19 protein-coding genes are annotated in these 26,829 nt (G+C 61.6%); 10 read left to right on the top strand and 9 right to left on the bottom strand.

Features of this window, described 5'->3' with window-relative positions:
- Nucleotides 1-492: 492 nt before the first annotated feature.
- The 3 genes from AC4EEO_RS10400 to AC4EEO_RS10390 all read left to right on the top strand — a co-directional run bounded on the left by AC4EEO_RS10400 (nucleotide 493) and on the right by AC4EEO_RS10390 (nucleotide 4,219).
- Nucleotides 493-1,389 (top strand): S1C family serine protease, encoded by an 897-nt coding sequence (locus AC4EEO_RS10400; RefSeq protein WP_491329819.1) that lies wholly within the window; start codon nucleotides 493-495, stop codon nucleotides 1,387-1,389.
- Nucleotides 1,390-1,587: 198 nt separating this feature from the next.
- Nucleotides 1,588-1,968 carry a DUF7793 family protein gene (locus AC4EEO_RS10395; RefSeq protein ID WP_463960759.1) on the top strand — a complete coding sequence of 127 codons (381 nt, stop codon included), beginning with the start codon at nucleotides 1,588-1,590 and terminating at the stop codon, nucleotides 1,966-1,968.
- A gap of 2,029 nt (nucleotides 1,969-3,997) precedes the next feature.
- Entirely contained in the window at nucleotides 3,998-4,219 is a 222-nt protein-coding gene (locus AC4EEO_RS10390; RefSeq protein WP_491329820.1) for a hypothetical protein, read from the top strand.
- Between the two features lie 906 nt (nucleotides 4,220-5,125).
- Here the strand turns inward: AC4EEO_RS10390 and AC4EEO_RS10385 are convergent.
- The 6 genes from AC4EEO_RS10385 to AC4EEO_RS10360 all read right to left on the bottom strand — a co-directional run bounded on the left by AC4EEO_RS10385 (nucleotide 5,126) and on the right by AC4EEO_RS10360 (nucleotide 12,601).
- Nucleotides 5,126-5,893 (bottom strand): DUF4192 family protein, encoded by a 768-nt coding sequence (locus tag AC4EEO_RS10385; RefSeq protein WP_491329821.1) that lies wholly within the window; start codon nucleotides 5,891-5,893, stop codon nucleotides 5,126-5,128.
- Nucleotides 5,894-6,287: 394 nt separating this feature from the next.
- Nucleotides 6,288-7,427, bottom strand: coding sequence for a hypothetical protein (locus AC4EEO_RS10380; RefSeq protein WP_491329822.1), 1,140 nt, complete (start codon nucleotides 7,425-7,427; stop codon nucleotides 6,288-6,290).
- A gap of 516 nt (nucleotides 7,428-7,943) precedes the next feature.
- Nucleotides 7,944-8,273 carry a YegP family protein gene (locus AC4EEO_RS10375; RefSeq protein ID WP_491329823.1) on the bottom strand — a complete coding sequence of 110 codons (330 nt, stop codon included), beginning with the start codon at nucleotides 8,271-8,273 and terminating at the stop codon, nucleotides 7,944-7,946.
- Between the two features lie 344 nt (nucleotides 8,274-8,617).
- Nucleotides 8,618-9,515, bottom strand: a protein-coding gene (locus tag AC4EEO_RS10370; RefSeq protein ID WP_491329824.1) for an IS5 family transposase whose coding sequence is annotated in 2 segments (ribosomal slippage) — nucleotides 8,618-9,157 and nucleotides 9,159-9,515 — 897 coding nt in all. Because the reading frame shifts where the segments join, the coding sequence is not laid out codon by codon here.
- 775 nt (nucleotides 9,516-10,290) lie between these two features.
- Nucleotides 10,291-11,094: a MoaF C-terminal domain-containing protein gene (locus AC4EEO_RS10365; RefSeq protein WP_491329825.1), complete on the bottom strand. Its 804-nt coding sequence runs from the start codon at nucleotides 11,092-11,094 to the stop codon at nucleotides 10,291-10,293.
- 52 nt (nucleotides 11,095-11,146) lie between these two features.
- A complete protein-coding gene (locus AC4EEO_RS10360) occupies nucleotides 11,147-12,601 on the bottom strand; it encodes an APC family permease (RefSeq protein WP_491329826.1) in 1,455 nt (484 codons plus the stop codon).
- 212 nt (nucleotides 12,602-12,813) lie between these two features.
- Between AC4EEO_RS10360 and AC4EEO_RS10355 the strand changes: the two genes are divergently transcribed.
- The 7 genes from AC4EEO_RS10355 (at nucleotide 12,814) to AC4EEO_RS10325 (ending at nucleotide 20,537) form a co-directional block, all read left to right on the top strand.
- Nucleotides 12,814-13,461: a TetR/AcrR family transcriptional regulator gene (locus AC4EEO_RS10355; RefSeq protein WP_491329827.1), complete on the top strand. Its 648-nt coding sequence runs from the start codon at nucleotides 12,814-12,816 to the stop codon at nucleotides 13,459-13,461.
- 5 nt (nucleotides 13,462-13,466) lie between these two features.
- Entirely contained in the window at nucleotides 13,467-14,048 is a 582-nt protein-coding gene (locus AC4EEO_RS10350) for a TetR/AcrR family transcriptional regulator (protein ID WP_491329828.1), read from the top strand.
- 431 nt (nucleotides 14,049-14,479) lie between these two features.
- Nucleotides 14,480-15,457 (top strand): sugar ABC transporter substrate-binding protein, encoded by a 978-nt coding sequence (locus tag AC4EEO_RS10345; RefSeq protein WP_491329829.1) that lies wholly within the window; start codon nucleotides 14,480-14,482, stop codon nucleotides 15,455-15,457.
- Nucleotides 15,454-17,013, top strand: a complete 1,560-nt coding sequence (locus AC4EEO_RS10340) for an ATP-binding cassette domain-containing protein (RefSeq protein ID WP_491329830.1) — start codon at nucleotides 15,454-15,456, stop codon at nucleotides 17,011-17,013. The genes AC4EEO_RS10345 and AC4EEO_RS10340 overlap by 4 nt, the downstream gene beginning before the upstream one ends.
- Nucleotides 17,010-18,038: an ABC transporter permease gene (locus AC4EEO_RS10335; RefSeq protein ID WP_491329831.1), complete on the top strand. Its 1,029-nt coding sequence runs from the start codon at nucleotides 17,010-17,012 to the stop codon at nucleotides 18,036-18,038. The genes AC4EEO_RS10340 and AC4EEO_RS10335 overlap by 4 nt, the downstream gene beginning before the upstream one ends.
- A 76-nt stretch (nucleotides 18,039-18,114) precedes the next feature.
- Nucleotides 18,115-19,680 (top strand): amidohydrolase, encoded by a 1,566-nt coding sequence (locus AC4EEO_RS10330; protein ID WP_491338812.1) that lies wholly within the window; start codon nucleotides 18,115-18,117, stop codon nucleotides 19,678-19,680.
- A 56-nt stretch (nucleotides 19,681-19,736) separates the two neighbouring features.
- Nucleotides 19,737-20,537, top strand: a complete 801-nt coding sequence (locus AC4EEO_RS10325; RefSeq protein ID WP_491338811.1) for an SDR family NAD(P)-dependent oxidoreductase — start codon at nucleotides 19,737-19,739, stop codon at nucleotides 20,535-20,537.
- A 1,179-nt stretch (nucleotides 20,538-21,716) separates the two neighbouring features.
- On the opposite strand, the gene AC4EEO_RS10320 is transcribed toward AC4EEO_RS10325, so the two are convergent.
- The 3 genes from AC4EEO_RS10320 to AC4EEO_RS10310 all read right to left on the bottom strand — a co-directional run bounded on the left by AC4EEO_RS10320 (nucleotide 21,717) and on the right by AC4EEO_RS10310 (nucleotide 26,722).
- Complete coding sequence (locus AC4EEO_RS10320; protein WP_491338810.1) at nucleotides 21,717-22,259, bottom strand: variant leucine-rich repeat-containing protein; 543 nt, start codon at nucleotides 22,257-22,259, stop codon at nucleotides 21,717-21,719.
- A gap of 369 nt (nucleotides 22,260-22,628) precedes the next feature.
- Nucleotides 22,629-23,534: a GGDEF domain-containing response regulator gene (locus tag AC4EEO_RS10315; protein WP_491338809.1), complete on the bottom strand. Its 906-nt coding sequence runs from the start codon at nucleotides 23,532-23,534 to the stop codon at nucleotides 22,629-22,631.
- Nucleotides 23,531-26,722: a PAS domain-containing hybrid sensor histidine kinase/response regulator gene (locus AC4EEO_RS10310; protein ID WP_491329835.1), complete on the bottom strand. Its 3,192-nt coding sequence runs from the start codon at nucleotides 26,720-26,722 to the stop codon at nucleotides 23,531-23,533. The genes AC4EEO_RS10315 and AC4EEO_RS10310 overlap by 4 nt, the downstream gene beginning before the upstream one ends.
- Nucleotides 26,723-26,829: the final 107 nt, after the last annotated feature.

Genomic DNA, 26,829 nt, shown 5'->3' with positions numbered 1-26,829 from the left:
CGCGGCGCGGCGGAGCGCGGAGCACCCCGAGCAACCACTCACCAAGAGGCGAACCCCCCAGAAAAGCACAACTTTGACCGCCTTGCGAGTGGGGGAGTCTTCATGTGGTCAGTGCCTTCAGGGAGCTGCCAGCGAGAGACCGTTGCGTTTACGCAAGTAGTGCGGTTGAATAAGACCACGGTGCGATAGTTGTTCACGGCCACCCGGAAAGCCCAGCGGGCGGGGCAGTTGCTTCTGACCAGCCAGCACGGTGCGGGGCGGAACAGTTTCAGAGGCGCAAGGGGCCCGCTTCCCTGGGGGCTCTCAAGAAGGAGTAACCCCATGAGATACTTCAGGATTTATCCGGCAGCTGCAGTGACGGCAGCAGCACTCGCTCTGGCTGGGTGCACCGGGAATTCCGCGCCAACGTCCAGCTCCTCGGCAGCATCACCGACGGTTTCCGCTCCAGCGGCTGCCCCGCCCGCAAATGGGGGACTGCCCGCGGTGCCGGGCGTGGTCAAGGAAGTCGAACCGTCAGTCGTGACGATTCGCACAGATATCGGCCTCGGCAGCGGAGTCATCTATCAGAGCGACGGATCCATCGTCACCGACGCCCACGTCGTTGAGAACGAGCGAAAACAGCCCTTCAAGAACGTTCAGGTCCAGTTCGCCGACGGCTCACAGTCTCAAGGTACCGTCCTGGGTGTTGACGACGTCACGGACGTTGGCGTCATCAAGGTCGACCGCAATGGCCTTCCGGCGGCCAAATTCGCTTCTTCCGATCCGGAAGTGGGCTCGATGACAGTCGTGATCGGAAGCCCCTTAGGGTTGGAGGAAACAGTCACCGCAGGAATCGTATCCAGCCTGCACCGGAACATGCCACCTTCCAAGGAATCACCTCACGGCGCCATCGACCTGCTGCAAACCGATGCCCCCATTTCTCCCGGTAACTCCGGCGGTGCAGTAGCAGACTCCACGGGACAGGTCATCGGACTGTCCGAGGCGTACCTGCCACCCAGCTCCGGAGCAGTTGCCATCGGGTTCGTCACCCCATCTTCTACGGTTACCACCGTTGCCGACCAGCTCCTGGCCAGCGGAGAGGTCAAACACGCAGCACTCGGTGTCGTCCCCACCGACATCACACCACAACTAGCTCAACGGTTCTCTCTGCCCGCCACTGCCGGAGCATTGATCGTCGACGTTTCCCAAGGCAGCCCAGCTGATACTGCCGGCATGAAAGCAGGTGACATCATCACCAAATTCGCCCAAAACCAAATCCGAAACGTTACAGACCTGCTCGTGGCACTCAGGAAACAGGACCCCGGACAGCAGGTCGATATCGTGGTGCAGCGCGGTTCAACACCGCAGACCCTGCACGTCACCCTCGGGAACCTGGCCACAGCACCCTGAGAAGCGCCCGCGCATCTGGCAGCGGGAGCTGAATCCACAACTACCCGTTCAACTAAGCCGCGCCGCCGGACTTCCGCCTGACTGACAGTGTCGCAAAGAGACAACCAGAACACCTAGGAGATCCACCGGGCCTTACTGCAGGGTGAGGCGACTGGCCACGCGGTTAAAATCAGTTGGGCTTTCGCGACAGGGGACAGTATGAGCAAGCTGGATATCAAGGGCAAAGGCACGATGGAGTTGTCCGGTGGAATCCTTCACTTGCGCTGGAAGCAAGGAGCTTACGTCGGCATTGACGTAGCCAAGGCAGCCCTTGAAGCCATCTCCACCTTGGGCCAAGGCGCCAGGTTGCCGATGCTGGTCGAAATTCAGGGCGTGACGCACTCGGCCGCCGCTCGAAAAGTCTTTCCCGATCCATCCAGCATCTCGCGTATGGCGCTCTTGGGTTCCTCGCCCGTTGATCGCGTGATCGCCATGTTCCGCCTGCCCCTATTGCCGGTCGGATTTCCAGTCCGGTATTTCACATCTCCGGACAAGGCAACGGAGTGGCTGCTTGAGGACTCCGCGGAGTCACGTAAATAGCCAGCTTTCACCCGAGTAAATTCGTGCAACGTCCATCTTTCTGCTTGCATTCCACCCCATGCCCGGTGTCTGCTCACGGAGCTGGGCCTGATGAAGTATCAGCGAGGGGGCCGGGAGAATTGAAATCTGCAAATCAGCTGCTGCACTGAGTGACTAAAGACGGGAGGGAGTAACGGTCATGTCCGCTGCCCTTCTGCTTAAGGACCTCTGATGCTCGGATTGGCCCCAGTTTTGGTTCCTAGGGCTGGACCAACGGAGTATCGCTGTGCCTGGAGCGCACCTGGGGTCGTTGCGTGGGCAGTGGAGGAGGGGAATCGATTGAAAGCGTGTGGGTGTTGGTCGATTGCCCTTGTTCTTGGGTCACATTCCCCGCTGAGCACGAAAACGTCCACTAGGCTCGGGAACGACCGTTCTACTTCCACTCCCATTCTTTAAGCGCCGATGAATGAAGATCTTGTCATCTGCCGGTCGGTGCCTGGTGGTTAGCCTCGGGCGTCGTTCTGATAGGGCACCAACTGCTGGGTTGAGGGGCTGGAGTGCAGTTGGGGGAACCGGCATTGGGTTCGGATACTTGGCCAAGCTGCGCGGGAGTAGTGACGTCGCAGGGAAGTTTCCGAACCCGGCGCCGGCGCGGCAGCGCCCGAGTTGCGCGGAGGACCCACCCAGCTATCCTCTCGCCGTTCAGAATCACGCCACCGGTCCCTGTGGAATCTCTGGCCTGAGTGGTGTTGCGTCGGTGGTTGTCGTGGCTGATGAATTCCTGTCGAGATCCAGTGCATTTCCGGTCCGGTGGCCTTTCCAAAGGGGAGGACCCTCAGCGGGCAGTTGAAACGAGCTCTTTCCGCGTTCCTCCCCGATCAATTTGAAATGCCGATAGTGGAGATTCCGTCAGCCTTAGCGGGGCGCCACGGGCCAAAAGTAAGAGTGTGGACGTTGTCCACACTCTCGGCTCTGGATCAGCTCTTATTGTCTTCGAACTGCTCCGAATTCCTTATGTTTTCGCCTGTTTCCAATGCTTGTAAGGGCGGGAATGCAGTTCGAGTCCCACCTCGGGCACAGTGTTTTCGCAGGTCAAAGGTCTTTTGGCTTTTTAGTGTTGACAATGCTTGACTTTTCGGAATTTTTTGAAGACGGAGAGAAGCAGCCGCTCTGGCAATTGCGCCGATACCCGGCAAGTTCTCCTGCAGGTAGCAACCCAGATGTTCTCTTTAAGAGCCTCATCCCGTTCCCTCGCCGAGGGATGGCCGGGCCAGGGCGGGTCATGCGGTATATGCGCTGGTGCGACACGGGCCAGGCCGGACTCCGTTGCCGCACGCGCGCAGAGTTCACCGCATATGCTGTGTCCTGGATTGGGGGAGGGACCCGTTTGGATTTCTATGAGCGTCTTTCGAGGCGGGGCGTGCTCTGGGCGCCATCGGCATGACCTGGCTCAGGACTGTTGAAGCCGGCTGGCGCGGGCTTCAGCAGTTTAAGTCAGCTGCCAAATCTTCCCCGTTCTGCTCCCCAGCACAATCCGCTGGAAATCAAGTACGGCACGAATGCCGCGGTGGATCACCAACACGATCCTAAATTACCGTATCGGTTATCCACAGCCCCACTTGCCCGTTATTGCCTGGCAGTTTACGAGTCGGTCCTGCTGAGACTGATCATGTAGCGGTCATTCCCGCTTAGGCCGTCGTCGGCGATGGATCCAGATTGAAGTACTGCCACACGTGCCGGGACAGAAGTCCCTGTCGCAGCAGTGTCCCATGCTGCACCATCAGAGCAGCCGGATGTGCCGGTGTAAGAGAGAGGCCCTTGGAGGAGCGCGATGAAATTTCAGCGGACATTGGCGGCAACGGCTGCGGCCGGCGGCATCCTGCTGACAATGGGAGTAGGCGCGAATGCAGCGCCTATGGTCATTTCCAGCGGCGGCGGGACCTTCACTGACCCATGTACCGGCCACCGATTTGAAACTTCCTACTCTGGCACAGTTCAAGTCAGCTCCACCCGCACGGAGTACACAGTCAAGGGAACGGCGACAGACCTTGTGACGGGAAATGCCTACGCCTACAGCTCCCACTCGACCGGCACCACCCCTCCTGGTGCGCCTCTCGTCTACTCGATCGGCGCCGTGTCCGTCCTGCAGGACGGGCCCAACACGATCGTGTCAACGGGCAAGACCATCGTTCACATCGTCAATGGCGAACCCCAGCTGGTGAATTTCGTCGACAGCATGTGCGCCGGCAGCGGCGTCATCAAGATCGCATAGGCGCCGTCACGGGTGATTCAATCGGGGCCGGATCGATCAGCTCGGTCCGTTATTCCGGACGGACGACTCAGCGAGCGGCATGGTGCCGGCGCTGCCTGCCATCACGCAGGCGACCGCCGGCGTCACCCGTTTCCGGTTGGGACCAGCGCCTGCATGAAGGCTCCCACTATCGGCAGGACCATCATCCCCCAATCGAGGGGTCTGGGCCGGGCCCCGCCGCCCAGTAGTCGCCACGCGTTCCTCGGCCCGAGGATCAGGACGGGGAACGCCGTGCACCAGCCTGCCCAGTAGACGGCGAAACCGACGTTGTATGCTGGGCCGGCGGCAATCTCCGCTTCAGTGCACGGAACACCAACGCCATTGACACCGGCACCAAAACAGGCATGGCGAGCACAAGATTCTCCCGCACTCCTCGCCATCGCGCTCTTGTCCCGGCCCGGCGAGCACTCGGCCCGCCGTGTAAACACCACCTAACCCCAAAACGAAGGAGTCCAGAGGGCCACTTCGACCAGGCAGGGCCGTGGATCACCGCAGATCCCCCTCGATGAAGGCCTGCGGGGTTTGGAAGCGGAGGAGATGGAGGGTCGGCCCGAGGAACAGCATCGACAGTGCGAGCCATGGCCCTGAACGACGCCGGGTCGAAGGGCAGGCCGAACAGGGCCTTGGCCAGCTCGGCCGCCGCGAGGGGCAGGATGATGGCGTTAGCTGAGGACGAACGGGGCCGGCAGCAGCAGGAGTCCTATCCTGCCTCCGTGGAAGGCATCGACGGCCAGGATGAGGAGGGCCGGCATGATGAAGCACAGGTCCCCACAGGTGGACCGCTTTCAGCCGGTCCACCAGCATCCCCGTGTTCGTGGAGGGAGGTTTTTCAACGCCTTCCCCCCATGGGGCCTCCCAGGTCAGTTGTCACAGTCGGATTGAAGTCTTCTCGAGGACCGGTGGAACCAGATCGCCGAAGAAAACCTGGTCGGTGATGTAGGAGATCAAGACCAGCAGTGCCGTCGGGCCGTTGGCGATGGCGAACCACCGCTGCCACCGGCCCTGCCTGTCAGTGAAGGCGGCAGCTGTCAGCAGGGCCGCGATCCCCATGGAGGTGTATGCCGCTGCGTCGACCGTATGGACAAAGCTGCCGGGCCTGAAAACCAGGCTGGTTTCGGTGGAACTGACGGGTAGGGCGAGGCTGGTGCGGGGTTCGCCGTCGTAGGTTGAAAAGGTTTCGTCCCCGACGAAGAGGCCGTCCCGGATGGTGATGCCCTGCTCGGCGAGGACCCCGGTGAGCGCGGCGATGGCCGCGGCCTGGGGTTTGGGCTGTCCGGGTTGGGTGGTTTCGCTGGTGTAGACGGCGAAGAGGACGGACGTGGCGGTGGTGTCACTGGTGAGGTAGTGGGCGACGGTGCGTGCATAGTTGAGTTCCTGGCCTGGTTGGCGGGGGAGGTCGATACGGAGGGTCGCGCCGATGCTGTTGTCATTCATGGTGATGCAGACCAGGCTTTCCTGGGGCCAGAAGCCGAGGGTGTGTCCGATGAAGCTGAGGACGTCTGATGGTGTCTTGATGGTGAGCTTTTCCTTGATCCCGTTTCCTTCACCCAGTTGCTTTCTGTTTTGTCTGCGGTTGTTGGTTGTGGGCGTCGTTCTGGTAGGGGACCATCCGTGGGTTGAGGGGCCGGAGTGCAACTTGGGCGACCGGCGCCGGGGACGAAAACTTCGTCCCGGAGCGAACCGGCTCTGGCCTGGGAAGTTTTCGGTTCCGGGGTCGGCGCGGTAGCGCCCTGGTTGCGCGGAGGACCCGCCCAGCGATCATGGGAGTATCAGAATGACAAGCAGTTCGTACCTCTAGTGGTCCATCGGGGCCGATGGTTCAAGCGGCATGATTTTGCCTCAGGCTGGGACAGTCCACCTACCCTTCAAAAGTGGTAGGCGATGGCCCTTGGCGACGCCGTCTGAGACTGAGGGCGACAGGCACTCGGTGCATCCAAATCTGGATCGAGGCGGCTCATGGAGCCGTGACAGCTCCGGGCAAGGGGGGCCTGCCGGGGCAGATTACATTCTTGCGACTGTGGCGTTTTCCCTAGGTCGTTGGAGTCGGCGGTGCCGCGATGTTCCTGTAAAGGTCCGAATCGAATGTCGTGTGGCCATGGTCGTCGGTGACGTAAACCTCGAAAGTGAAGGTCGTGTGGTCGTGCTCCAGGGTGAACTGGATGGTGGGATTCTGAACGGAAATGGTTCCTTCTGAGATGATGCGGCCGTACTTCTGCTCCGGGCCGGTTAGTTCGGACCCGTGCTGCGATGGGTCACGGATGAAGTAGTGGACCGTATATGGGGCGGTCGGCAGCGACCGCAGGGTCGGGAAGAAGGTGAAGTTTCTCATTCCTGGCTGGAACTCGCTGGCACGCCACTGGTAGCCGGTTACTGCTGGTGTGAGGTGGTCGTCGAGGTCCCGGATCCCTGTGCGGTTGGTTTGGGCGTCGGCGCTGTGGTTTAGCCCCAAGGCGCTGCCAGCTGGGGCAAGACCGAAGCCAAGGCCGAGCCCGAGCCCGATGGAGACGAGGGGTACAAGGATGGCGACGAGGCGGCCGCGTCGCAGCAGGCCTGTCCGCACGGATTGCCGGTGCATCTCAAGTACGCCCGGCACAGCCCCGGTGATAGCGGCTCTCGAATAGGGGCTGCTGACCGAACGTGCCCATGCTTCGACGAACGCGGCCCGGGGCGGCAGGGCCGCGTTCGTGCCGCCGACCGGGTTCCAGTAGGACAGGAACGGCAGCGGAACGTCCCGGAGCCGGTCTCGGTTGTCTCTCACGGTGAAGGTCGGCATTATCCGGTACTGCGGACCACCCCGGCTAGGGTACCGGTGAAGGTACGGATGGAAATCTTCCAGGTGAGTCCGATCAACCCTGTGCCGGATGAAGAACGCCGTCGTTACGAAGGCCGCTTCCCGTGTGAGTGTCACCCGCTCCCCGGCGTACCACAGCAGGACGGCGCCTGAGATCGCTAAGACGATCGCCGCGCCCAAAATCAGTCCCTCAACCCGGGACGAAATGATTGTGCTGTCGTACTCATTGACCAGGATCGAACCGGCAATAGCCGCAGCGGCGAGTACCAGGAGTCCCAGGGCACAGGTCGTGGCCGCCCAGGCGGGCATCCGCAGCTTACGGATGCGCGCCGGCAGGTTGTCCTCGCGGAACTGATCACCGTCGTTTGGAACAAACACCCCATACCCCCATTGGTTCGCTCAGCCGCCCGCGGGAGACTGAAGAGCCGACCTACCTCCCCGCGTGGCCCAGGAGACTCACCTTCTACAGGGCAGTGGCGACTTGCTCATCCTACGGTCCCGGAAAATCCAGAATGGGGGTCTTGAGCCTTTCTTTGTCGAAAACTTCACCACCACGCCTGTTGTGGGATTCCCGGAGAGGCACGACAGGCTGTTCATGGCGCGGCGCCCCGGACAGCAGAGCTGGAAGGAGCGCGCTGGGACTTCAGGCAACGCACGTTCTATAGGGTGTGAATCTGTTGAGGTCCCTGGCTCCCTGTACGGTTGCAGGACGAAATTGGCTTTTGGGCTGTACTGCGGAGTCGGCGTGGCGGGAGGCCACGCTGGTGCTGGCACCGTCCGCGCCCACTTGACGTATTCCCTTAGCGCCTCGACGATCCGTCTGCCCTGGCAGCCTGCGCGGACTCACTCTTCGGTGGCGACCCCGCCATGGGCTCGGGGGCCCCACCCCAAGGTTCAGGAGAGGTTGTGTATTGCTCCGGCACAGCGAGGCCCGGATACGGCTTTCCGGACTGCCCGCGCGCGCGTGTGGAAGTCGACCGTCGAGGCCCGGGGGGAATCGGCCGGACCAAACGGGTCGTCGTGGTTTCGGGGCGGTGCGGAATCGGTGGTCGTTGTCGAGTGGTCGGTGATCAGTCCCATGCCGGCGTACTCGCGAACGGCGGCGATGCCTGCTACAGCCTCAGTCTTGGTGTCGAAGGGTTTTGATAACGCCATGATGGTGCCATCGGGAGCGGTGAGCCGGAACCTGAAGGCTGATTCTGCGTCGACATATAGTTCGAACATTCCTGCCATTATGATCCTTTCGGTTCGCGGGACCTCGAGGCTGCGTCGTTGCGGCCATCAGGCGCGAGGCGTCGTTGCCCACGCTTTCCGTGTGTATCCCGCTCCAAATCTTCATCAATTCAGCATGCGTCCCCGAGTCTTCCGCAGGAACGACGCCCGGCGCAAGGCTTCTCCCGGCATCCAGCCAAAGTGATCCCCTGCTCTCGGGTTCAGTCCGGGCGCCAGTTCCCTGCTCCGACTGATGCAATGCGGCCGATAGTTGTGATTGGGTCAGCCTCAGCAGGCGTCCCTGATCAGAAGTAAGAGCATGGACATTGTCCACGCTCTTGGCTTCGCATCGGCTCTTAGGGCGTGTCTCCTAAAGCTGTCAGCCAGATGCTGATTGCTCGGAGGACTGCTCCGCCGCGGTAGGTGAGGGCGAGTTTGTCGTAGCGGGTTGCCAGGGCTCGCCACTGTTTGAAGGTGTTGAAGTTGCGTTCGACGACGTTGCGGCCTTTGTAATCCTCTTTGTCGAAGCCCGGAGGCCGGCCGCCGGAGGAGCCACGTCGTTTTCTGTGACCGACCTGATCGGAAGGCTGCGGGATCACCGCTACTATGCCGCGGTCGCGGAGGTGGGTTCGGATCGCCCGAGATGAGTAGGCCTTGTCACCGCGGACCCGGTCCGGGCGGGTTCGGGGCCTGCCCGGACCGGCCCGGTTGATCTTCAACTGGTTCATGAGGTGGGCGAACATCGGCGCGTCGCCGCCCTGGCCCGGTGCGACCAACAGAACCAGGGGCCTGCCTTTGCCATCAACCAGGGCGTGGATCTTGGTGCTCAAGCCGCCGCGGGACCGGCCAATGGTATGGTCGTCCGGCTCAGCAAACAGATTCATGTAATTCGAGCGGTCCGCCTGTGGCGCGGGGAAGGTTGGTGCCGTGCTGGTGGGCGCGGTTGACCGTCGAGTCGACCGAGACGGACCAGTCCACCTCACCCTGAGAGTCCGCGACCGTCAGCAGCGCCGCCAGAATGCTGTCCCACGTTCCGTCACCGCTGTAGCGGCGGTGACGCTTCCAGATGGTCTGCCACGGACCGAACTCGGCAGGCACATCCCGCCAAGCGATCCCGCAGCGATACCGGTAGATGATGCCCTCGACCACTCGGCGGTCATCCCGAAAAGGACGACCCCGCCGGCCTGCAGAAGACGGCAGTAGCGGCTGGATGCGGGCCCATTGCCCATCAGTCAAAACAGAAGTACGCGACACCCATCAAGCATCCCGGATGCGGCCATCAGGCTTTAGGAGACACGCCCTAGCCCCGTCGAACTGCTCCGGTTTCTGTATGCTTTCGCCGGTTCCCAGTATTTGCAAGGGCGATAATGCGGTTCGAGTCACACCTCGGGCACAGTGTTTTCCCTCGTCAGAGGGATTTTCGCTTTAACGTGTTGACAAAGCTTGCGGTGACGTCCCTCTGACGCTATAATTGCGGGCTTGGGCTTGGGCCTGGCTGCCGCTGAGCCTGTTCAGGTGAGTGGGTGGCGGGTTCAAGTCTCTGGCTGGGTGGGCGCTCCGCCTGCTGAGAATGTGTTTATGTGGTTACTCGTTCCTGTTCTGTTAGGTGTGCCCGGGGGCGGCGTACACCTATTCATGTGCCGGGGGAGCGGGGACGACATGACCGTGCTGACAGCGCTCTAGGAGTTTCCCCAGGGGTGGCCTTCTCATCGCTGCGACGGGTGAGCGCTGCACTTTGTCCTCCCAAAGAGGGTGTGGACGGTATGCCGGGATCTATGGTGGCCACGCGGGTCGAGGGACTCTTAGGTCTCCATAGCGTGGCCTTCTCCGGCAGCAGGCCCTGTGGTCATTGTCCATTTGGTTATGGGTTCGTCGGCGAAGTCCTGTGAGGGCTGCGCTGGAAGGGCGATATAGCCGAAGTGCGCAGTCAGCCTCACAACTGCTCCCGTCGACGCATGGTCCAGCTGGGAAGCCGTTCACACCGCTGATGAGAGGATGTCCGGTGCAGGACCGGACATCCTCTCCGGGCCTAATGCTTGTTGGTGTCCTGGGGGTACTCGGTGGTGTTCAGCACGCTGAGCCGGGAATCGAAGGGCAGGATGACCGGTTCGTTGGCGGGGTCGTCCCAGCCGAACATCCGTCCGATGGAGCGCTGTTCCCGCAGGTCCACGAGCAGGACGGCTTCAACGCACATGACCTTTTCGGTCCAGAAGAAGATGAAGAGGTCCTCTGTTACTTCCCAGGTCATGCAGCGGTCGGTGTCCGCCAGCCCTGCCTCGCCGCCGCGGACGCAGTTCCAGGTGAAGGTGCCTGGGTTCAGGTAGATGTGTTCGTAGGATTCGACGTCGCTGTAGCGGTAGAAGATCCGTTTTCCGACCAGGCCGGATGAGCGTTCGTGCCGGGCCGCTGAGCCGTTGCTGTTGGTCTGGCTGAAGTCGGTGGTGCTGCGGGTTTTTTCGCCTACGACGACGAAGCGTGATAGTCCGGAAGTAACCGCGCCGGTGTTCCGGTCCCAGATAATGGTGACGTTATTTGCTGTGAGCCCTTCACCGCGGACGAAGTCGATGATGAAGATCCCGGGGCGGGCTTCGATGGCTTTGTAGCCTGCTGTTCCGCTGGTCTTCTCCTCGCCGCGCTTAGAGGTCCAGATGATGGAGGATTCTGTCTTGAAGACGTACTCCTCGGTTGCTCCGTCCTCGCCCGGGATGCTCAGGGCCGCTCCCGTGAGGGCGGGGGAGGCGGGCAGTGTCTGGTCGCCGAAGCCTTCGAGCATGGCGGAAACCGGCGGCCACTCCTCTTCGGGAATGTAGTCCTGGATGTCCGTTGAAGTCACGGTGTGTTCCTTTGTTCTTTTCATTGTGTGGGGACAGGTGGGTGCGGCTGGGTCAGCAGATGACGGTTTCGAAATTGATTGATGGTTTTTGTGCTCCCCGGGCGATTCCGGCCACGAAGAAGAGGGGGACGCCGAGGAGGAGCCAGCGTGCAACGCCGCCGGCGCCGCCGAGCAGGGCGTCGTAGTTGTCCAGCGTCAGGTATCCGATGACGATGAAGGCGAGGAATGAAAGGGACGGGGCGATGACGGTGACCCAGAGGTTGTCCCGCATGCCGTTCCTGGCGAAGAAGACCACGATGGCGGCTGAGGTGACGAGCAGGATGGTGATGAAGCCGGCAGTTCCCAGGGCAACGAACCAGGAGAACACGGTGGTGATGGGGTCGGCTCCTGCGAGCAGGAAGGTGCTGATGACCGCGAGGACGACGATTCCGTTGATGAACCCGGCGACGTGCGGGGCCCCGGTCTTGGAGACGGCGGAAAGCTTCGTGGGCAGGGCGCCGGCGCGGCCGAGGGAGAACAGGTAGCGGGAGAACATGTTGGACAGGCCCAGCAGCATGGCCAGGAAGCTGGTGACCACGAGGATCTGCATGGTCATGCTCAGCCAGTAGCCGGCGCTGGTCTCGGCCAGGTCGAAGATCATGCTGGCCGGCTTGTCCGCGGCGACGGTCTGGATGTTGTCGATGCCGATGGCTCCGCTGATGGCCCAGGTGGAAATGGTGTAGAAGATTCCTACGAAGGCGATGACGAAGTAGGCGGCGCGCGGAATGGTGCGGCGGGGTTCTTTAGCTTCTTCGGCGAAGACGACGGTTGCTTCAAAGCTCGTAAAGCAGGCGAAGGCGAAGAGCAGGGAGATTCCTAGACCGGGTCCAAAGACGTTGGCACCGGTGAAGCCCTCGAATGTGAAGATGCCGATGCCTTTTTGGGCGATGAGGGAGACCACCAGTGCGGCTACCGCGAAGGCTTCGCCGACAATGAGAACTCCCAGCACTCTGAGGCTGGCGTCGACTCCGCGCATGGTCAGCCCGGTCACGAGGGCGAGCAGCACGGCGATCCAAAGGTAGACCGGGATGCTGAGCCCGGTGATTCCTTCAACCAGGAGCTGGGCGAAGACGCCGAACTGTGACCAGAGCCCGATTTGGAGGCTGAGGTAGGTCAGGATGGCGATCCCCGCGCCGCCGGTGGCCCATTTCGTTCCCAGACCTTTGGCCATATAGGCGACAAAGCCGCCTGCGTTGGTGATGTGCTGGCTCATCCGGAGATAACCGACGGAAAAGAGGGCCACAAGTAGAGCGGCAATAACGTAGATGACGGGTGTTCCGGCGCCGGTGGCCGAGAACAGTACGGGGCTGGCACCTACTACCGCCGCCATAGGGGCGGCCGCGGCAATAGCGAAAAAGGCTATGGCCAGGACGCCGAGTTTATTGGGCCTCAGTCCCGCTGGGCTGGGAGAGTCCCCGGGCTCTTCCGACCCAATGCTCGTCGGCAATGCGACTGATTCTTGATTCATGCGATGGCTCTTTTCGGGATGCAGGGCGTGAAGCCGATGCGAAAAATGGGGTTCCCCTGTTTCTGCGCGTCAGTGCACAGAAGATGTGGGGAGAAGGTGATTGCAATCGAGCGAACGTGGGGTGACCAAGGCCACAGGGAAAACTCTACGTCTGTTTAGTTCTGGGTGTCAACGCCTCACTTTCAGACCCGGCGTGGGGCTAGACTCGGGGTATGACTCGACCGCAGACCTCCTCACGCTTGCCGTACGGTGACGGGCGTGACGCCCTCCTGTCGGCCGTCGTCGCCGTCGTGGGGGAGAAGGGGCTCAAGGGCGTGACCTATCGTGCGGTTGCGGCGAAGGCGGGGGTTAACCACACGTTGGTCACGCATCATTTTGGTTCGATCGAGGGCCTTCTGGCCGCAACGATGGAATGGGCTGTTCAGCGATCCATTGAGGAAACCGGCCTGGAGCACCTCGTCGATTTCGGCGAAGAATTTGCTGATGCGCTCATCGCGACGGTGGCTGCTGAACCCGAACTGCAGCTCTTCCAGTTTGAAATGATGCTCGAATCGCGCCGAAACCCAGAGGTTCGAGCGCTTGTTGAGCGGCTTTATGCCAATTACGTGCGAACCGTGGATACGGCGCTGCGGGAGCGGGGCTTAACTGCTGATGACGGTTTCTCGCTGGCCATATTTGCGGCGCTTGACGGGCTCATGCTGCAGTTCCTGACTATCAGTGATCCAGTGAGGATCCGGGCGGCCGTGGTTGAAGTTGGGCGGCTAATAGAACTTCTTGAGGCATCCAACGGCCGCGATACTGACGCTCCGCTTCATCCTGTTAGCGGTAGCGCAGACGTCGCCGTGCTGTTCATGGAGTAGCGAACGTGGCGTATGGATCAGGACGGGACGCCCTGGTGCGGGCGGCCATCGAGATTGTGGCCGAAAAGGGCATCCAGGGGCTAACCCACCGGTCGGTTGCGACCCGTGCAGGTGTGAATCATGGGCTCGTAGCGCTGCACTTTGGGTCACTGGACGGTCTTGTCGCAGCTGCCACGGAGGTGGCTGTGGAACGTGCGATCACCGAAACGGGTCTCTCGGCGGCCGGCAGGTTCGACGAAAGCTTCGCGGACCAGCTGCTGGCTTCTTTGGCCTCAGATCCCGAGATTGAGATGTTTCAGGCGCGGATGGTGCTCGAAGCGCCTGGCCGGCCCGAGATACGAGCGCTCATTGAACGCTTGTATGACAATTACATCTCCACCATTGAGCGTGGCCTTCGCGCGCGAGGACTCCATGATCCCGAAGGTTCCCCGAGAAGCTTGGCGCGCCTCGTTTTCGCGTCACTGAACGGGTTGATTCTCCAGTTCCTCTCCGTGGGGAGTGCGCTACCCATCAGGGAAGCCATCGTCGAATTAGGTCGCCTGGTCGACGCCGCGGTGCCTGTCAACCGTCACTTCGGGGATGCCTAAACTCCAACTGCGCCTAAGCGTCCATAGCCGGTTCAGCCGCTGCACTCCAGCCTGTGGCCGCTGCCAATTTAGCTCCCCGAAATCGATGACCGCAGGCGCCCATAAAATGCTCGGGTGATGGTGACGCGCGAACAGTCCGTAACGCCGACTGCTGTTCGCGAACCCACAGTCCGCGCCACCTGCGCTCCTGCAACAGCCTGCAGGAGTGGCCGATCTAAAAAACTCTCCATTTGTTTAGCCCAAGTATTGACACTGGAAACTAGACAAACGTATATTTTTTGCAACGTGGCGATCATCACAGGAAAGCGATCGACCAGCACCAGCAACACAGATCCGCTGCAGCGTCCCGAAACGTGACGTCGTTCCTGTCTGGCATCGGCTGCCAGCCAAAGTTTTCAATCACCAATTCCCTCCCAGCACTGAGGACTCCCATGAAATTTCCTGCATTCGCACGAGCCGCCGCCATTGTCACGGCTGCCACGGTCCTCCTGACAGGTTGTGCCGGCGCCCAGAATGCTGCCAGCTCTGGTGGTTCTGCCGCGAGCAAAGGTGCCGTGGCGATGAGTTTTCCCACGCATGACGTGAACATTTGGAAGCAGCAGGTTGATTTGATGCAACCCATAGTGGAAAAGGCCGGCTATGAACTGCTGGCGGATAACCCTAACTGGGATATCCAGACGCAAGTAAACGATTGGACAAGCTGGATCCAACGCGGCGACGTCAAGGCCATCATGGGCTTCCCTGTCCAAGCGGACTCCATGGTCGCGGTTACTGCGCAGGCCAAGGCCGCAAACATCCCGGTTATCGGATACGCGGGTTCGTGGGAAGGTACCTCGGGTCAGCTTATCCTGGACGTCAAGGGCGCAGGCGCTGAAGTAGGCCAGTCTGCCGGTGAGTGGATCAAGACCAAGTACGCCAACCAGTCCGTTGAGGTTGGACTGCTTGCCGACACGCGTGCTGACCTCGGCCGACTGCAGGCGGAAGGCATCACCGCAGGACTGAAGGCCAGTGGCGCAAATGCGAGCGTCTTCAATCTTGAAGCATCCTCTAGGGATGATGGCTACAAAGCTGCGCAGACCCAGCTGGTGGCCCACCCGCAGACAAAGATCTGGCTCGGAATCGGTGCCGACATGATGCTCGGTGCACGGCAGGCCGTCCTAGACGGCGGGGCCAGTGCGAGCGATCCCGACCGCTACGTCTCCGCCACCGATGGGAACGACGAGGTGTTCAAGCTCATCCAGGCGGGAAACGACATCTGGCGTGAAACGCACGTATGGTCGCCGAAAGACCTGGCCGAAGCAGACGCCAAGCTTTTGATTTCCGCAGCCGATGGTAATCCGGCCGGCGACATTAATGTCCCCACACGGCACGTCACCAAGGACACCGCGGCAGACATGATGTCCAAATGACCGGGGCCATGATTGAGGTGAATTCCATGACACCGTCCGGCGATGCGATCGCAAGCCGCGTGACATTCCAGGACCTGACTGTTGATTTTGGTGCCACCAGGGCCGTAGACGGCTTCACTCTGGATATGAAGCCGGGAGAAATCGTTGGACTCCTGGGACATAACGGGGCTGGGAAATCCACCGTCCTAAACGTCGCGACGGGCGCCGTGACACCCAGCAAGGGGCACTTCGCCGTTGACGGGGTGCAGGTGGCCAAAGGAAGCTCTCCACGCCAGTTCGCGGAGCTCGGCATAACGGTGGTGCATCAGGAACCGGCGCTGGCCAAGAACCTCAGCGTCTTTGACAATCTCGAACTTGGACGCAGCAGGCCGGGAAATCTCCAGGACAGGAAGGATGCAGCGCGGGAAGTCTTGTCGAAGGTCGGCGCAAAAATTTCCCTCGATCACCCCGTGGCCACCCTTTCACTCGGGCAGAGGCAATTGGTCGACCTGGCGCGGGGTGTGCTGGAAGGCGAAATCAAAGCATTGCTTCTGGATGAGCCCACTGCCGCCCTGGGTGCGCAGGAAACGTCAGCCTTGCACCAGCTCATCCGGGAATTCGCCGCCGGCGGGACAGCCGTCATCTACGTTTCCCATCGGCTGCCTGACATCCTCGATGTCTGTAACCGGATTGTCGTCATGAGCGGTGGGCGGTTGATCGCTGACCGCCCGGCCGCCGGCATCACTGCCCGTGACTTGGCGCAGGCCTTGGCTCCCGGGATTTCCAAACCTGAACTGACCAACGAGGCAACGGAGGCGGTCGCCGTCGAATTTCCGTTTGGCGACGGCACGATCCGCGGTTTTGCAGGTGAGGTAGTCGGGCTGTTTGGAATGGCGGCGGGCGAGCAATTTGCTCTGTTGGAAGGCCTCTACGGAGTGGGCGGATCCATGGAGGCCGTGATCTTGGATGGTCACGCCTACAAGCCAACGAAACCAGTATATGCCCTTCGGAAGGGTATCCACTATGTTCCGGCCGACCGGGAAAAGGACGCCCTGCTGCCAACAGTGTCCGCTCGCATGAACGTGCTGCTTCCGTGGCTCTCGCACCTTGGGGGAGGCTGGTGGACTGGCGGCACGGGGAATGCGCTCTACGCGGACTCCCGGAAAGAACTTAACGTTCACGGACCGACGGGCGAGGAGCCGATCGCCGAGTTCAGCGGGGGGAACCGCCAAAAGCACCTCCTGGCACGTTGGATGTTCCTTAAGCGACCTAAAGTGCTGCTTCTGGCCCAGCCCACGCAGGGCGTCGACTTCGGGGCAAAGGTGGACATAGTCCGTGCCGTGCGCCGCCTCGCCGTGGAAGGAACCACTGTACTGGTGGCCTCGGCGGAATCCGACGAGATCGCCAGCATGTGTGATCGAAGCTACGTCATCTACCAGGGCCGGATCCGTGAGCTCACTGGGGGAGCACTGACGGACGAGAACCTTCTGGACAACCTCCTCTCGCTGGGAGCTGAGAACGCTCAGGGCGGGACGGCAACTCCCCTTCGTGATTCTGATAGAAAGCAACTCCTGTGAGCATTGAAAAGATCAAGATAGTTCTCGCCCAGAACGGCGTGTTTGGCGCGCTGCTTGTTATGGCCCTCATCTTCGCCACACTGAACCCCAGGTTCCTGTCGTTCAACAATTGCTCAACCATCCTGCTTCAGATCGCCGAGCTGGGGATCATCGCCCTGCCTGTGGCTTTTGTCGTCATGATGGGCTGCGCCGACCTGTCAGTAGGTGCAATTGCCTCGTGCTCCGCCGTGATCGCCGGCTACGCGCTAGTGGCCAGCAACAACGTCTGGGTCGGGCTGCTTGCAGGGCTGGCCTTCGGGGTCTTCGCCGGGGCAGTCAACGGTTTCCTGGTCGCCTACCTTGGACTGAATACATTCGTCGTAACCCTGGGCTTCTTGAGCGTTTGGAGCGGACTCGCGTTCCTCCTGAGCGGCGGCAAGACGCTGACGGGTCTCCCGAAGGACTTCACCCGGCTCGGCACCTTCTCCATCGGCTTCATACCACTGCAAATCGCCATGCTTATTGTCGCCGTCGCCGCCTCCTGGTACATCCTGAACCGCACCGCCAAGGGTAAGCAGATCCTGGCCGTCGGAGGGAACAACCGGGCTGCCCATCTGATGGGCGTCAGGGTCGAGGCCACCAAGTTCTGGGTATTTGTCGTGACGGGAGGGCTTTCGGCATTGGCGGGCATGATGCTCTCGGCAAAACTGGCCGCTGTTAGCCCGGCAGTCGGCAATGGCATGGAACTGACTGCACTCACTGTCGTCCTCCTCGGCGGAATTGCCTTTGAAGGCGGCACGGGCCGTATCAGCGGGGTTGTGGCCGGTCTGTTGTTCGTGGGCGTGCTGCGGAATGGACTGGTCATCCTCGGAGTTTCCGCCTATCTCCAAACCGTTCTGGTTGGCCTCACACTGGTCGTGGCCGTAGCGCTGGACAAATCGATCCAGCGGATCATCCGCTCCGCCTGGCAGGCCCGGGCCAGGAAATTCATAGAGCAGGATCCATCCGGGCCCCGGAAGTCGGAACTCATTTCCTTGAAGAACTAGTCCCGTAGCCACATCCTTCAACAAGACGGCTGTCCGCAACCTCGACTCAGAGGGGCGGCTGCACAGAGGAGCGAACATGTCCACCATCTACCTCAACGGCGAAATCTACACGGGGAACACCGACCAGCCGTGGGCGGAGGCCCTTTGGGTATCCGACGGCCGGATCAAGGCGGTGGGTAACGAACGGGACCTCCGTGAGCTGTCCGGCGGCGCCGAGGAAGTTGACCTCCAAGGTCGCATGGTGATGCCGGGCATCCACGACGCGCACCTGCACCTTCTGTTCAGTGGCCTCAAATTCAAGTACGAGGCACGACTCTCGCCAGGCGCCGACGCCGAACAGATAGTGGAAGACCTCCGAAGCTGCCAGTGCGCAGGACCAATGGACCGGCAGGGGAACCAATGGATCATCGGCGGTGAATTCATGCCTGCAAATTTCACCGGGGGTGTCGACAACCGTCGACTCAACGAGGCCTTCCCCGAAACCCCGGTCTTCCTATACGACTACTCAATCCATCACGGCCTGGCCAACGCCAAAGCCTTGGAACTGGCGGGTCTGAAATCCGGGCAGCCGCAGGAGGCGCTGAGAGGAAGCTTTCTACGGGATTCGACGACGGGCCAGCTCACCGGAGAACTGGTGGAACAAGCGACCTGGCCGGTACAAAGCGCCATCCCGGAGTACCCCGAGGATGTCTACGTCGATGCGGTGAGCTGGGCTGTGGGCCGGTGTCACGAATTCGGCATCACCTCGGTACAGGAAGCCTCCGCATCGCCTCAAGCCCTGGCAGCACTCAGAACCCTCGACTCCCGAAACCAGCTGAAACTCCGGGTGGCCGCGCACTTGGTGTGGCGCGAGGAAGGCTTCGGCATGGCAACCGCCGCGGAGTTGGAATCCGTGATCGCAAATCGACAGTCCTGGGCGAGTCCCCACGTGGACACCTCGTTCATCAAAATCTGGCTGGATGGCGCCCCGCTGCCCCCACACTGCACACAATCAGACCTGGTGGAGAACGAAATAGACCAGTCAAAGATCCTGATCCCGCAGACCGACCTGGTGGAGGCACTGGCGAAGTTCGACGCGGACCGGCTCCAAGTGAAAATCCATTGCGCCGGTGAAGGAGCCATCCGGGCTGCCCTGGATGCCATCGAGCAGGTGCGCCAAAAGAACGGCACTGGAGGTCAGACGCATGAGCTGGCGCATGCCGGCTTCATTAGCGAGACGGACTATCCCCGACTCTCGCAATTGGACGTCATCGCCGAGATGTCTCCCGCGCTCTGGCATATCCCTGAATTCGGTCTCCAGGAGGGTTTCCGGTTCAAATCCGTCACATCCCACCATGCAAAGCTCACAGTCGGCTCCGATTGGATTGTGTTGCCGAGCCCGAACCTTTTTCCAGGCATTCAAGGAATGCTCGAGCACGGTCAACACTCGGTTGATTTAGTCACTGCGTTGGAAGCCGTGACTCTTGCCGGGGCACGGGCGGTGGGCAAAGAAGATGTGCAAGGAACCTTGGAACCAGGAAAATCGGCGGACTTCATCGTGCTGGACAGGAATCTCTTCAAAATCCCGACCTCAGAGATTGGCGCCACGGTCGTCGACATGACCGTCTTCGAAGGAGAAGTCGTCTACCGAACCGGATCATAACCAACGGCCCACATTCGCGCCGCTGCAAGGACAAATAAGACAGGATTACGAACCACATGAGTGACAACAAACAAGCCAAACCAGTCGCCATTGTCACCGGCGGTGGCACTGGAATCGGGTCAGCAACCGCGGCTCAACTCCGGGACACGGGCTGGGAAGTCGCCATTTGCGGACGCCGCCCACAACTTTTGGAAGAGACCGCATCAGCAACTGGAGCCTTTCCCATTGCTCTTGACATGACTGACCGGGGCGGAGCTGATGAACTAGTAGACGCCGTGATGGACAAATTCGGTCGCGTGGATGGGCTTGTACTCAATGCTGCAGTAGCCCACGCCGGGCGTTTCATGGACACCACGGACACCCTTTGGCGTGAAATGCTGGAGACGAACTTGCTTGGTGCTGCCCGACTAACCAGGGCTGTTCTGCCTCACTTCGGCAGTGAAGGCGGATCCATCGTTGGCGTTGCATCCCTTGCTGCGCTCAGGGCAAGCTCCTTTATGAGCGGATATGCCGCTTCCAAGGCCGGCCTTGGGCTCATGCTTCAGTCGGTAGCGGTGGAATTCGGGCACCAAGGAGTTCGCGCCAACTTGGTGTGCCCCGGGCTGATCAAGACCCAAATGTCGGCTACGGCGCTGATGACTGTCGCGGAAAAGCGCAGCATCAGCCTGGAGGCTGCCTACGAAACGGCAACCCAACATGTGCCGGCCCGACGTGCGGGGGATCCCTCCGAGGTTGCCTCGGTCATCGCATTCCTCATGTCCCAGGGAGCTTCGTACCTGACCGGAGCGATCATCCCCATAGACGGCGGAGCCTCAGCCGTGGACGTCGCGGCACTGCTGTACGAAAACGACCACTAAGGCACAGGCCCGGCGTCCACCACGCGCGTGGCGTGGGAACCGGTGCGCAGCCGATGAGAACATCCGGCCAATCGATGGCATCTTCGCCCCGAGGCTGCTGCACGTCCTGAGGAGCCGAACAAAACCGCTGGTGCCTCCTGTGTCGCCTGCGATTGTTCCTTTAGAGAGTTCCTCCACTCGGCCAAAGGCAACAAAAGAGGTGTGGACATTGTCCACACTCCTGGCTCCTTATCGGCCCGTAGCGTCATCGAACTGCTTCGGATTCCGCATGTTTTAGCGGGTTCTCAGTGTTTGCAGGGGCTGGAAGACAGTTCGAGTCCCACCTCGGGCACAGCAGGACCCCTCGTCGGAGGGGCTTTTTGCTTTAACGTGTGGACATGGCGTGTGGTGCCGCCCCTCTAACGGCTGGGTTGCGGGCTGTGGGCCTGGCTGCCGCGGAGGCCTGTTCAGGTGTGTGGGTGGCGGGTTCAAGACGCTGGTTGGTGGGCCTTCCGCCTGCTGACCTGCCGGTCTGCGGTTCCTCGTTCCGGTTTGTCGGGTGGCCCGGCTGGCCTACACCTATTCATGGGGCGGACGTGTGGGGACGACATGACTTTGCCCACCGTGGGGCGAAACTTTTCTTGAGGGGCCACCCTTAGACGTCGGGCAAGGGGATGTGCTCGATTTGTCAGGCCAAAAGGGGTGTTGACACTGTCCACATTTATATCCGGTTTATAGGGCTGGCTCGCGCGCGTCCGTCAGGCGACGCAGGGCCTGGCCGACTATGAAATTGCGTTTAGGCGAAGATCTCTATCGGCGGCCGGAGCGGCTGGCTGGGGAGGAACATACGTCCAAGTCGGCCCGTTTGCTGTAAGGCAGCCGACCTGCTCTTGAAGCGTCATTCGCGTCGCCGCGAAAACACTCAGGGTCTGACACGACGCTGAATTGTTGACGCTCCGCGGAGATGCGTTACTGCCTACCTGGACGTTGAGTATGCCCTTCACGTCGTTGACCGCTCCGGCTTCCACGTTCGCGACGCCGGTCTCCTGGCACCGGCGTGGGCAACGCCAGCAAAAACCGTGATGGGCTTCCAGCCGTACCCGGAGTTGGCGCTCAGCTGCCGCGTTGCTTGACACACTTGTGCGCGTCATCCCTTGTAGACGGCAACAAGCGCACCCCTTGACCTGGAGCCTATAAGTCCTAGGCAGGATCCGGTGCATCGACGTGACGGCGTGCGGCCACGGCAGCCTTCACATCGGCGCTTCCGTACTGATTTAGCCATTCAAGCAAGTCGGGATAGGCCGAGGGGTGCCGGCTATCTCGACCCACTGGGTTCTCTCGCGAGCTGCGAGTTCCATCAGTTCCGCCGGGGTTAGGTCCGCAGAAGTGATTTGGACGTCTGATACGACTTGGGGGTTGTGCCGGGCCGGACATCGGGCCAGGTTCCTGATGGTGAGGGGTGTGGCCCTGTTGTCCTGTCTGCAGGGAACTCTGGGCACGCACGGCCTTGCCGATAACGGCGATAGCGCTCACGAGCGCGATCGCAGGGGCGACGACGACGATGCCCGGGTAGCGAAAGGACGGTATGCTTGCCAGCACCAGAGAGGCGAGCACGAGCGCCCGGCCGATCGCGCCCGCTGCGATGCGCGTACGGGGAGTGATCCCTTTGACTGGTGCGATGACGATGACGAGCGTGATGAGTCCCGATACCAGCATCAGGACATCGTAGATGCTCCAATACACGGTTATTTCCCCTTCAGTTGTACGACATAGTCGCCGAAGCCCACTTGCCAGCCATCGCCCGCCGGCATTGGGTTCCCGGCCGTACTCACAACGATTTCTCCCATCGGATTTGTGAGCACCGTCCCATTGCTCGAGTGCAGGTCCGTGATCCAGACCATGCCGTCGCGGACGTGGAGCATTGTTCTTGTGGACTCTGTGGGTCTTTTCACGCAAGCGAACCTACGGTCCATGGATTAATTCCAGGAGACGGTAACTGTTATTGCAGGCAACCATCAGGCGCCCTAGTTAATGGATCGACTCGACAATCTCGAGTCTTCGTGACATACGAGTACTCGTCGCTGCGGCAGGTTACGTCGTGGAGCAGCAGCTTCAAGGTGCGGTTGCCACCCTGTTTCTGCCCGCCGCCTTTGCGGCGTAGAGGGCCGCGTCGGCCTCACGCAGAACGTTGTCGGCCTCGGCGTGGTAGTCGGCGAATGCTGCAATGCCTGCGCTGAGTGTCAGGTGGCCGGTTGGGTCTCCGGAATGGGTGATGTTCAGTGTCTGGACCGCTTGCAGGGCCCTTTGCAGCATTTCCTTGGCTCCATGAGGCGTTTGTCTTGGCAGGACGAGCAGGAATTCCTCGCCACCGTACCGGTACACGCCGTCACTGGCGCGCGCGACTGTGGCGAGGGCGGCACCAACGGCCTGCAGGGCGAGGTCGCCTGCCTGGTGCCCGTAGATGTCGTTGTAGCGTTTGAAGTTGTCCACGTCGCACATGGCGAGGCAATAATCTTCGCCGTACCGGAGGCTGCGTGCGTGCAGTTGTTGGAGGTCTTCGGTGAGCTTAAGGCGGTTGCTCAGGCCAGTCAGGGGATCGGTGCGGGCTTGGTGGGAGAGCATCGTCCGATAGTGTGCCAGGTCGGCGTGGAGTGTGGTCACACGCCGTGCCACAAGCAGCCGGGTATGCAGGACGAAGGGGTCCAGCGGCTTGGTGACGTAGTCGTCGGCGCCGGCCTCGAGGCCGGCGAGGACGTCGTCCCGGGATCCTTGCGAGGTAAGGAGCACGATGTAGGTGTAGAGGTCGGTGGTCCGTGCCCGGATGGCGCGGCACAGCGCTAGTCCGTCAAGGCCGGGCATCATCCAGTCCGTGACCACCACGTCCGGCTGGTGTTCCAGAAACAGGGCCCAAGCCTCATCGCCGTCACTTGCGGTGAGGCAGCTATGGCCGGAGCGTTCGACGGCGGCCTTGGCCACCAGCAGAGAGCCCGGGTCGTCATCAGCCACCAGGATCATCATGGGGCGACGTCCAGGGCACGATCGAGTTCGATGTCCACCTGCTCAAGCTCCGTTTCCAACCTGCGGACCATCTCCGCAGCGTCGTCGTACTGCCCGGCCGATCCCAGAGTTTCCAGGTCGCCGCACAGGGCCGCAGCTGCCGTGGCTCCGATGTTGGCCGCGGCACCCCGCAGGGCGTGTGCGGCCCTGGTCACTGCGGGACCGTCGTGGTCGGTGATTGCTCTGTCCAGCGCGGCAAGCCGGTGCGGGACATCTTTCCGGAACGCTTCTGCCGCCGCGGGCAGCAGCCCCAGCCCGCCCACCGGTCCGAGGTCTCGAAGGATAGCCAGACGGCCCTGGTCGAGCCCCGCCCGAGGGGACGCTTGGTCACTGGCGCTCCGGCGGCCGGTGACGGCCGGGGGTTCCCCGGGCACGAACCGTGTTGGCTGATCGGGGACCCACCGGGCCAGGACTGTTTCGAGGTCCGTGGCGTCAACGGGTTTGGAGAGGTAGTCGTCCATGCCGGCGGCGAGGCAGCGTTCCCGGTCCCCGTCGAGGGCCCCGGCGGTCATGGCGATGATGGGCAGCCGGCTGCTCGCGTTCTCGCGGCTCCGGATGATCCTGGTGGCCTCGAACCCGTCCATGACCGGCATATGGCAGTCCATCAGGACGGCGTCATACCGCGTACTTTCGGTGCGGTCCACGGCTTCAACGCCGTTGGCGACGACGTCCGCCGCGTAGCCCAACATCGTCACTGTTGCGCGGGCTACGAGCTGGTTGACTTCGTTGTCCTCGACGATCAGGAGTCGGCCGGGGATATGCCCTGGGCTCGCGGGCCTGGTGGCTGGCCGCTCACGCAAGGCCGCACTTGTCAGGGCCGTGAGCCTCTCGGCGGGGGTGCGTTGTTCGCTGGTGGACATCAGGCGGATCAGGCGGTTGTAGAACTCGGAGCTGCGGACAGGTTTCATCAGCCATTCCCGGACCCCGGCTTCGGCAATTGTTGCGCCGCTGATCTGCATGGTGGAGGTGAGCATGATCAGTTCCATGGTTGCCAGGGCGGGGTCGGCCTTGATGGAGCGGGCCAGGTCCAGGCCGTTGGTTTCGGGCATGCAGAGATCCAGTACCGCAAGATCGAAGGGTTCTCCCCGTTCTGCCGCTTCGCGGGCCCTGGCCAGGGCGGTCCGGGCGTCGGGCACGGCGTCAGGTTGCAGCCGCCAGCCGCGTAATTGCGATTCCAGTACCAGTCGGTTGGTGGCGTTGTCGTCGACCACCAGTACCCGCAGCCCGGTGAGAATTTCGGCGGTCGGCAGGCGATCGGTCGACGGCGGTGCCACCGGCAGGGGGATACGGAACCAGAAGGTGCTCCCTTGACCGGGGGTGCTTCTCATCCCGATCTCACCGTTCATCGCTTCCGTGATGCGGCTGCAGATTGCCAGACCCAGTCCGGTGCCGCCGTAGCGGCGGGTTGTTGAGGCGTCGGCTTGGGAGAACGATTCGAATAACCGGGCATGGTGTGCGGGTTCGATGCCGATTCCCGTGTCCCGGACTTCGAAGTAGACCATGGCGGCGGACCCGGGCCGGGTATCGCGTGTTTCGGCCTTTATTAGGATGGCCACCTCGCCGGCAGCGGTGAACTTCACAGCATTGGAGGCCAGGTTCAGCAGGACCTGGCGGATCCGACCTGAATCCCCGATCAGTCTGCCGGGCAGGTCAGGCTCGCAATAGGCGATGAGCTCCAACCCTTTGGTTTGTGCCGGCTCTGCCAGCAGCCCCGCGACTTCCTCGACCAGAACCCGGGGATCGAATGGACGCAAGTCCAGATCCACTTTGTCAGCCTCCAGCTTGGAAAAGTCCAGGATGTCATTGATCAAGGCCAACAGGGCGTCACCTGCGCCTTTGACCCCTTGCGCATACTGCTTCTGTGTGTCATCCAGCGGGGTTTCGAGCAAGAGTGCGGTCAATCCCACCACACCGTTCATCGGCGTTCGGATTTCATGGCTCATGGTGGCAAGGAATTCGGATTTGAGCCTGCTGGCTTCCAACGCGGCCGCCCTGGCGGCCTTCAGTTCGTCCTCGGCGGCCCGGCGGAGCGTGATGTCCCGGGCGATGACGGCGATACCGCGAAGGTTCCCGTCTTTATTGATCGGTGAGACGGTCAGGGACACCGGGATGACCGTCCCATCCTTCCTCACATGTTCGGTCTCGAAGTTCACCGCGGCGCCGCTCTCCCTCAGCCGTTCGAATATGTCCTCGGTCCGGTCCACGCTGCCGGGCGCCACGAGGATACGCCCGTCGCGGCCGAGGGCCTCCTCGGCAACGTACCCGTACTGCAGCTGAGCCCCTGGATTCCAACTGGTAATGACGCCCTCCGGGGTGGTGCTGAAGATGGCGTCCGTGGAGGAATTCACGATCGCGCCCAGGCCCTCCAGCTCCGCGGTCCGGACGGCCACTTCCTTTTCGAGGCCGGTGGTCAGGGTGAGGTTCTGAACAACGATCAGCACCTGACGGACCAGGATGAGGACGACCGTTATCCTGGCCACCACCAGCAGGAAGGTATTCATTTCCTGGACGTGCGGGCCGGCCACGACAACCAGCGCCGCCAGGATCGGCGCATAGGGGAGCAATTCCAGGGCCAGGGCGAACGCCTTGCGCTCAGGCTGCGGGTTTTCCGCGTACGGCAGCAATGGTGCAAGCGCGATCAGGAGGAAGGCGCCAATCCACCCCAGGGCAACGGGCGATCCCGTGACGCCCGTGACGCCGTCGAACGTGAGCCTGACGTAGGTGCTGTCCGTGATTGTCAGGGCGAGCAACCCGCCGCCGAAGCACAACCAGGGAAGCCGTTCGCCCGGTTGCCGGCGCATGGCCAAGACCAAGACCAAGGACGTGATGACCACATCCACGACGGGGTACCCGACGCTGACCAGCACGGTCAGGACGTCGCCTTCAGAGCTCAGGGCCGGCCCAAGCGCCGTGTACCAGCTGATCGCCAAGACCGAGCCGGCAATCACCGAGGCATCGAGTGCCGACCTGACCCAACCCACCTTGGCGGTGTCAGCCGGCCGCTTAAAGCTGAACAGCGCGGCGGCGGCAGGGATCGAGTACGCAAGGAAGAGTACGTCGGCAACCGAGGGAAACGGATATGTGTTGTTGTTGGCGAGCCCAAAGTAAGTCCACAGCGCCTGCCCCGCAGCCCAGGTAAACGCTGCCACAGCCAGGAGGGACCACGCCCGTGCATTCTCACCACGCCGGCCTGCCCTGCTGCAACTGATGCCAGCCATCACAGCGGCCGCGAGGATGAGGAAATCGCCGGTCACCC

It is taken from the genome of Pseudarthrobacter sp. MOO13 (genome assembly GCF_058267655.1).
Note: the sequence above shows the minus strand (reverse complement) of the source record. Positions and strands in the feature narration are given on the sequence as shown.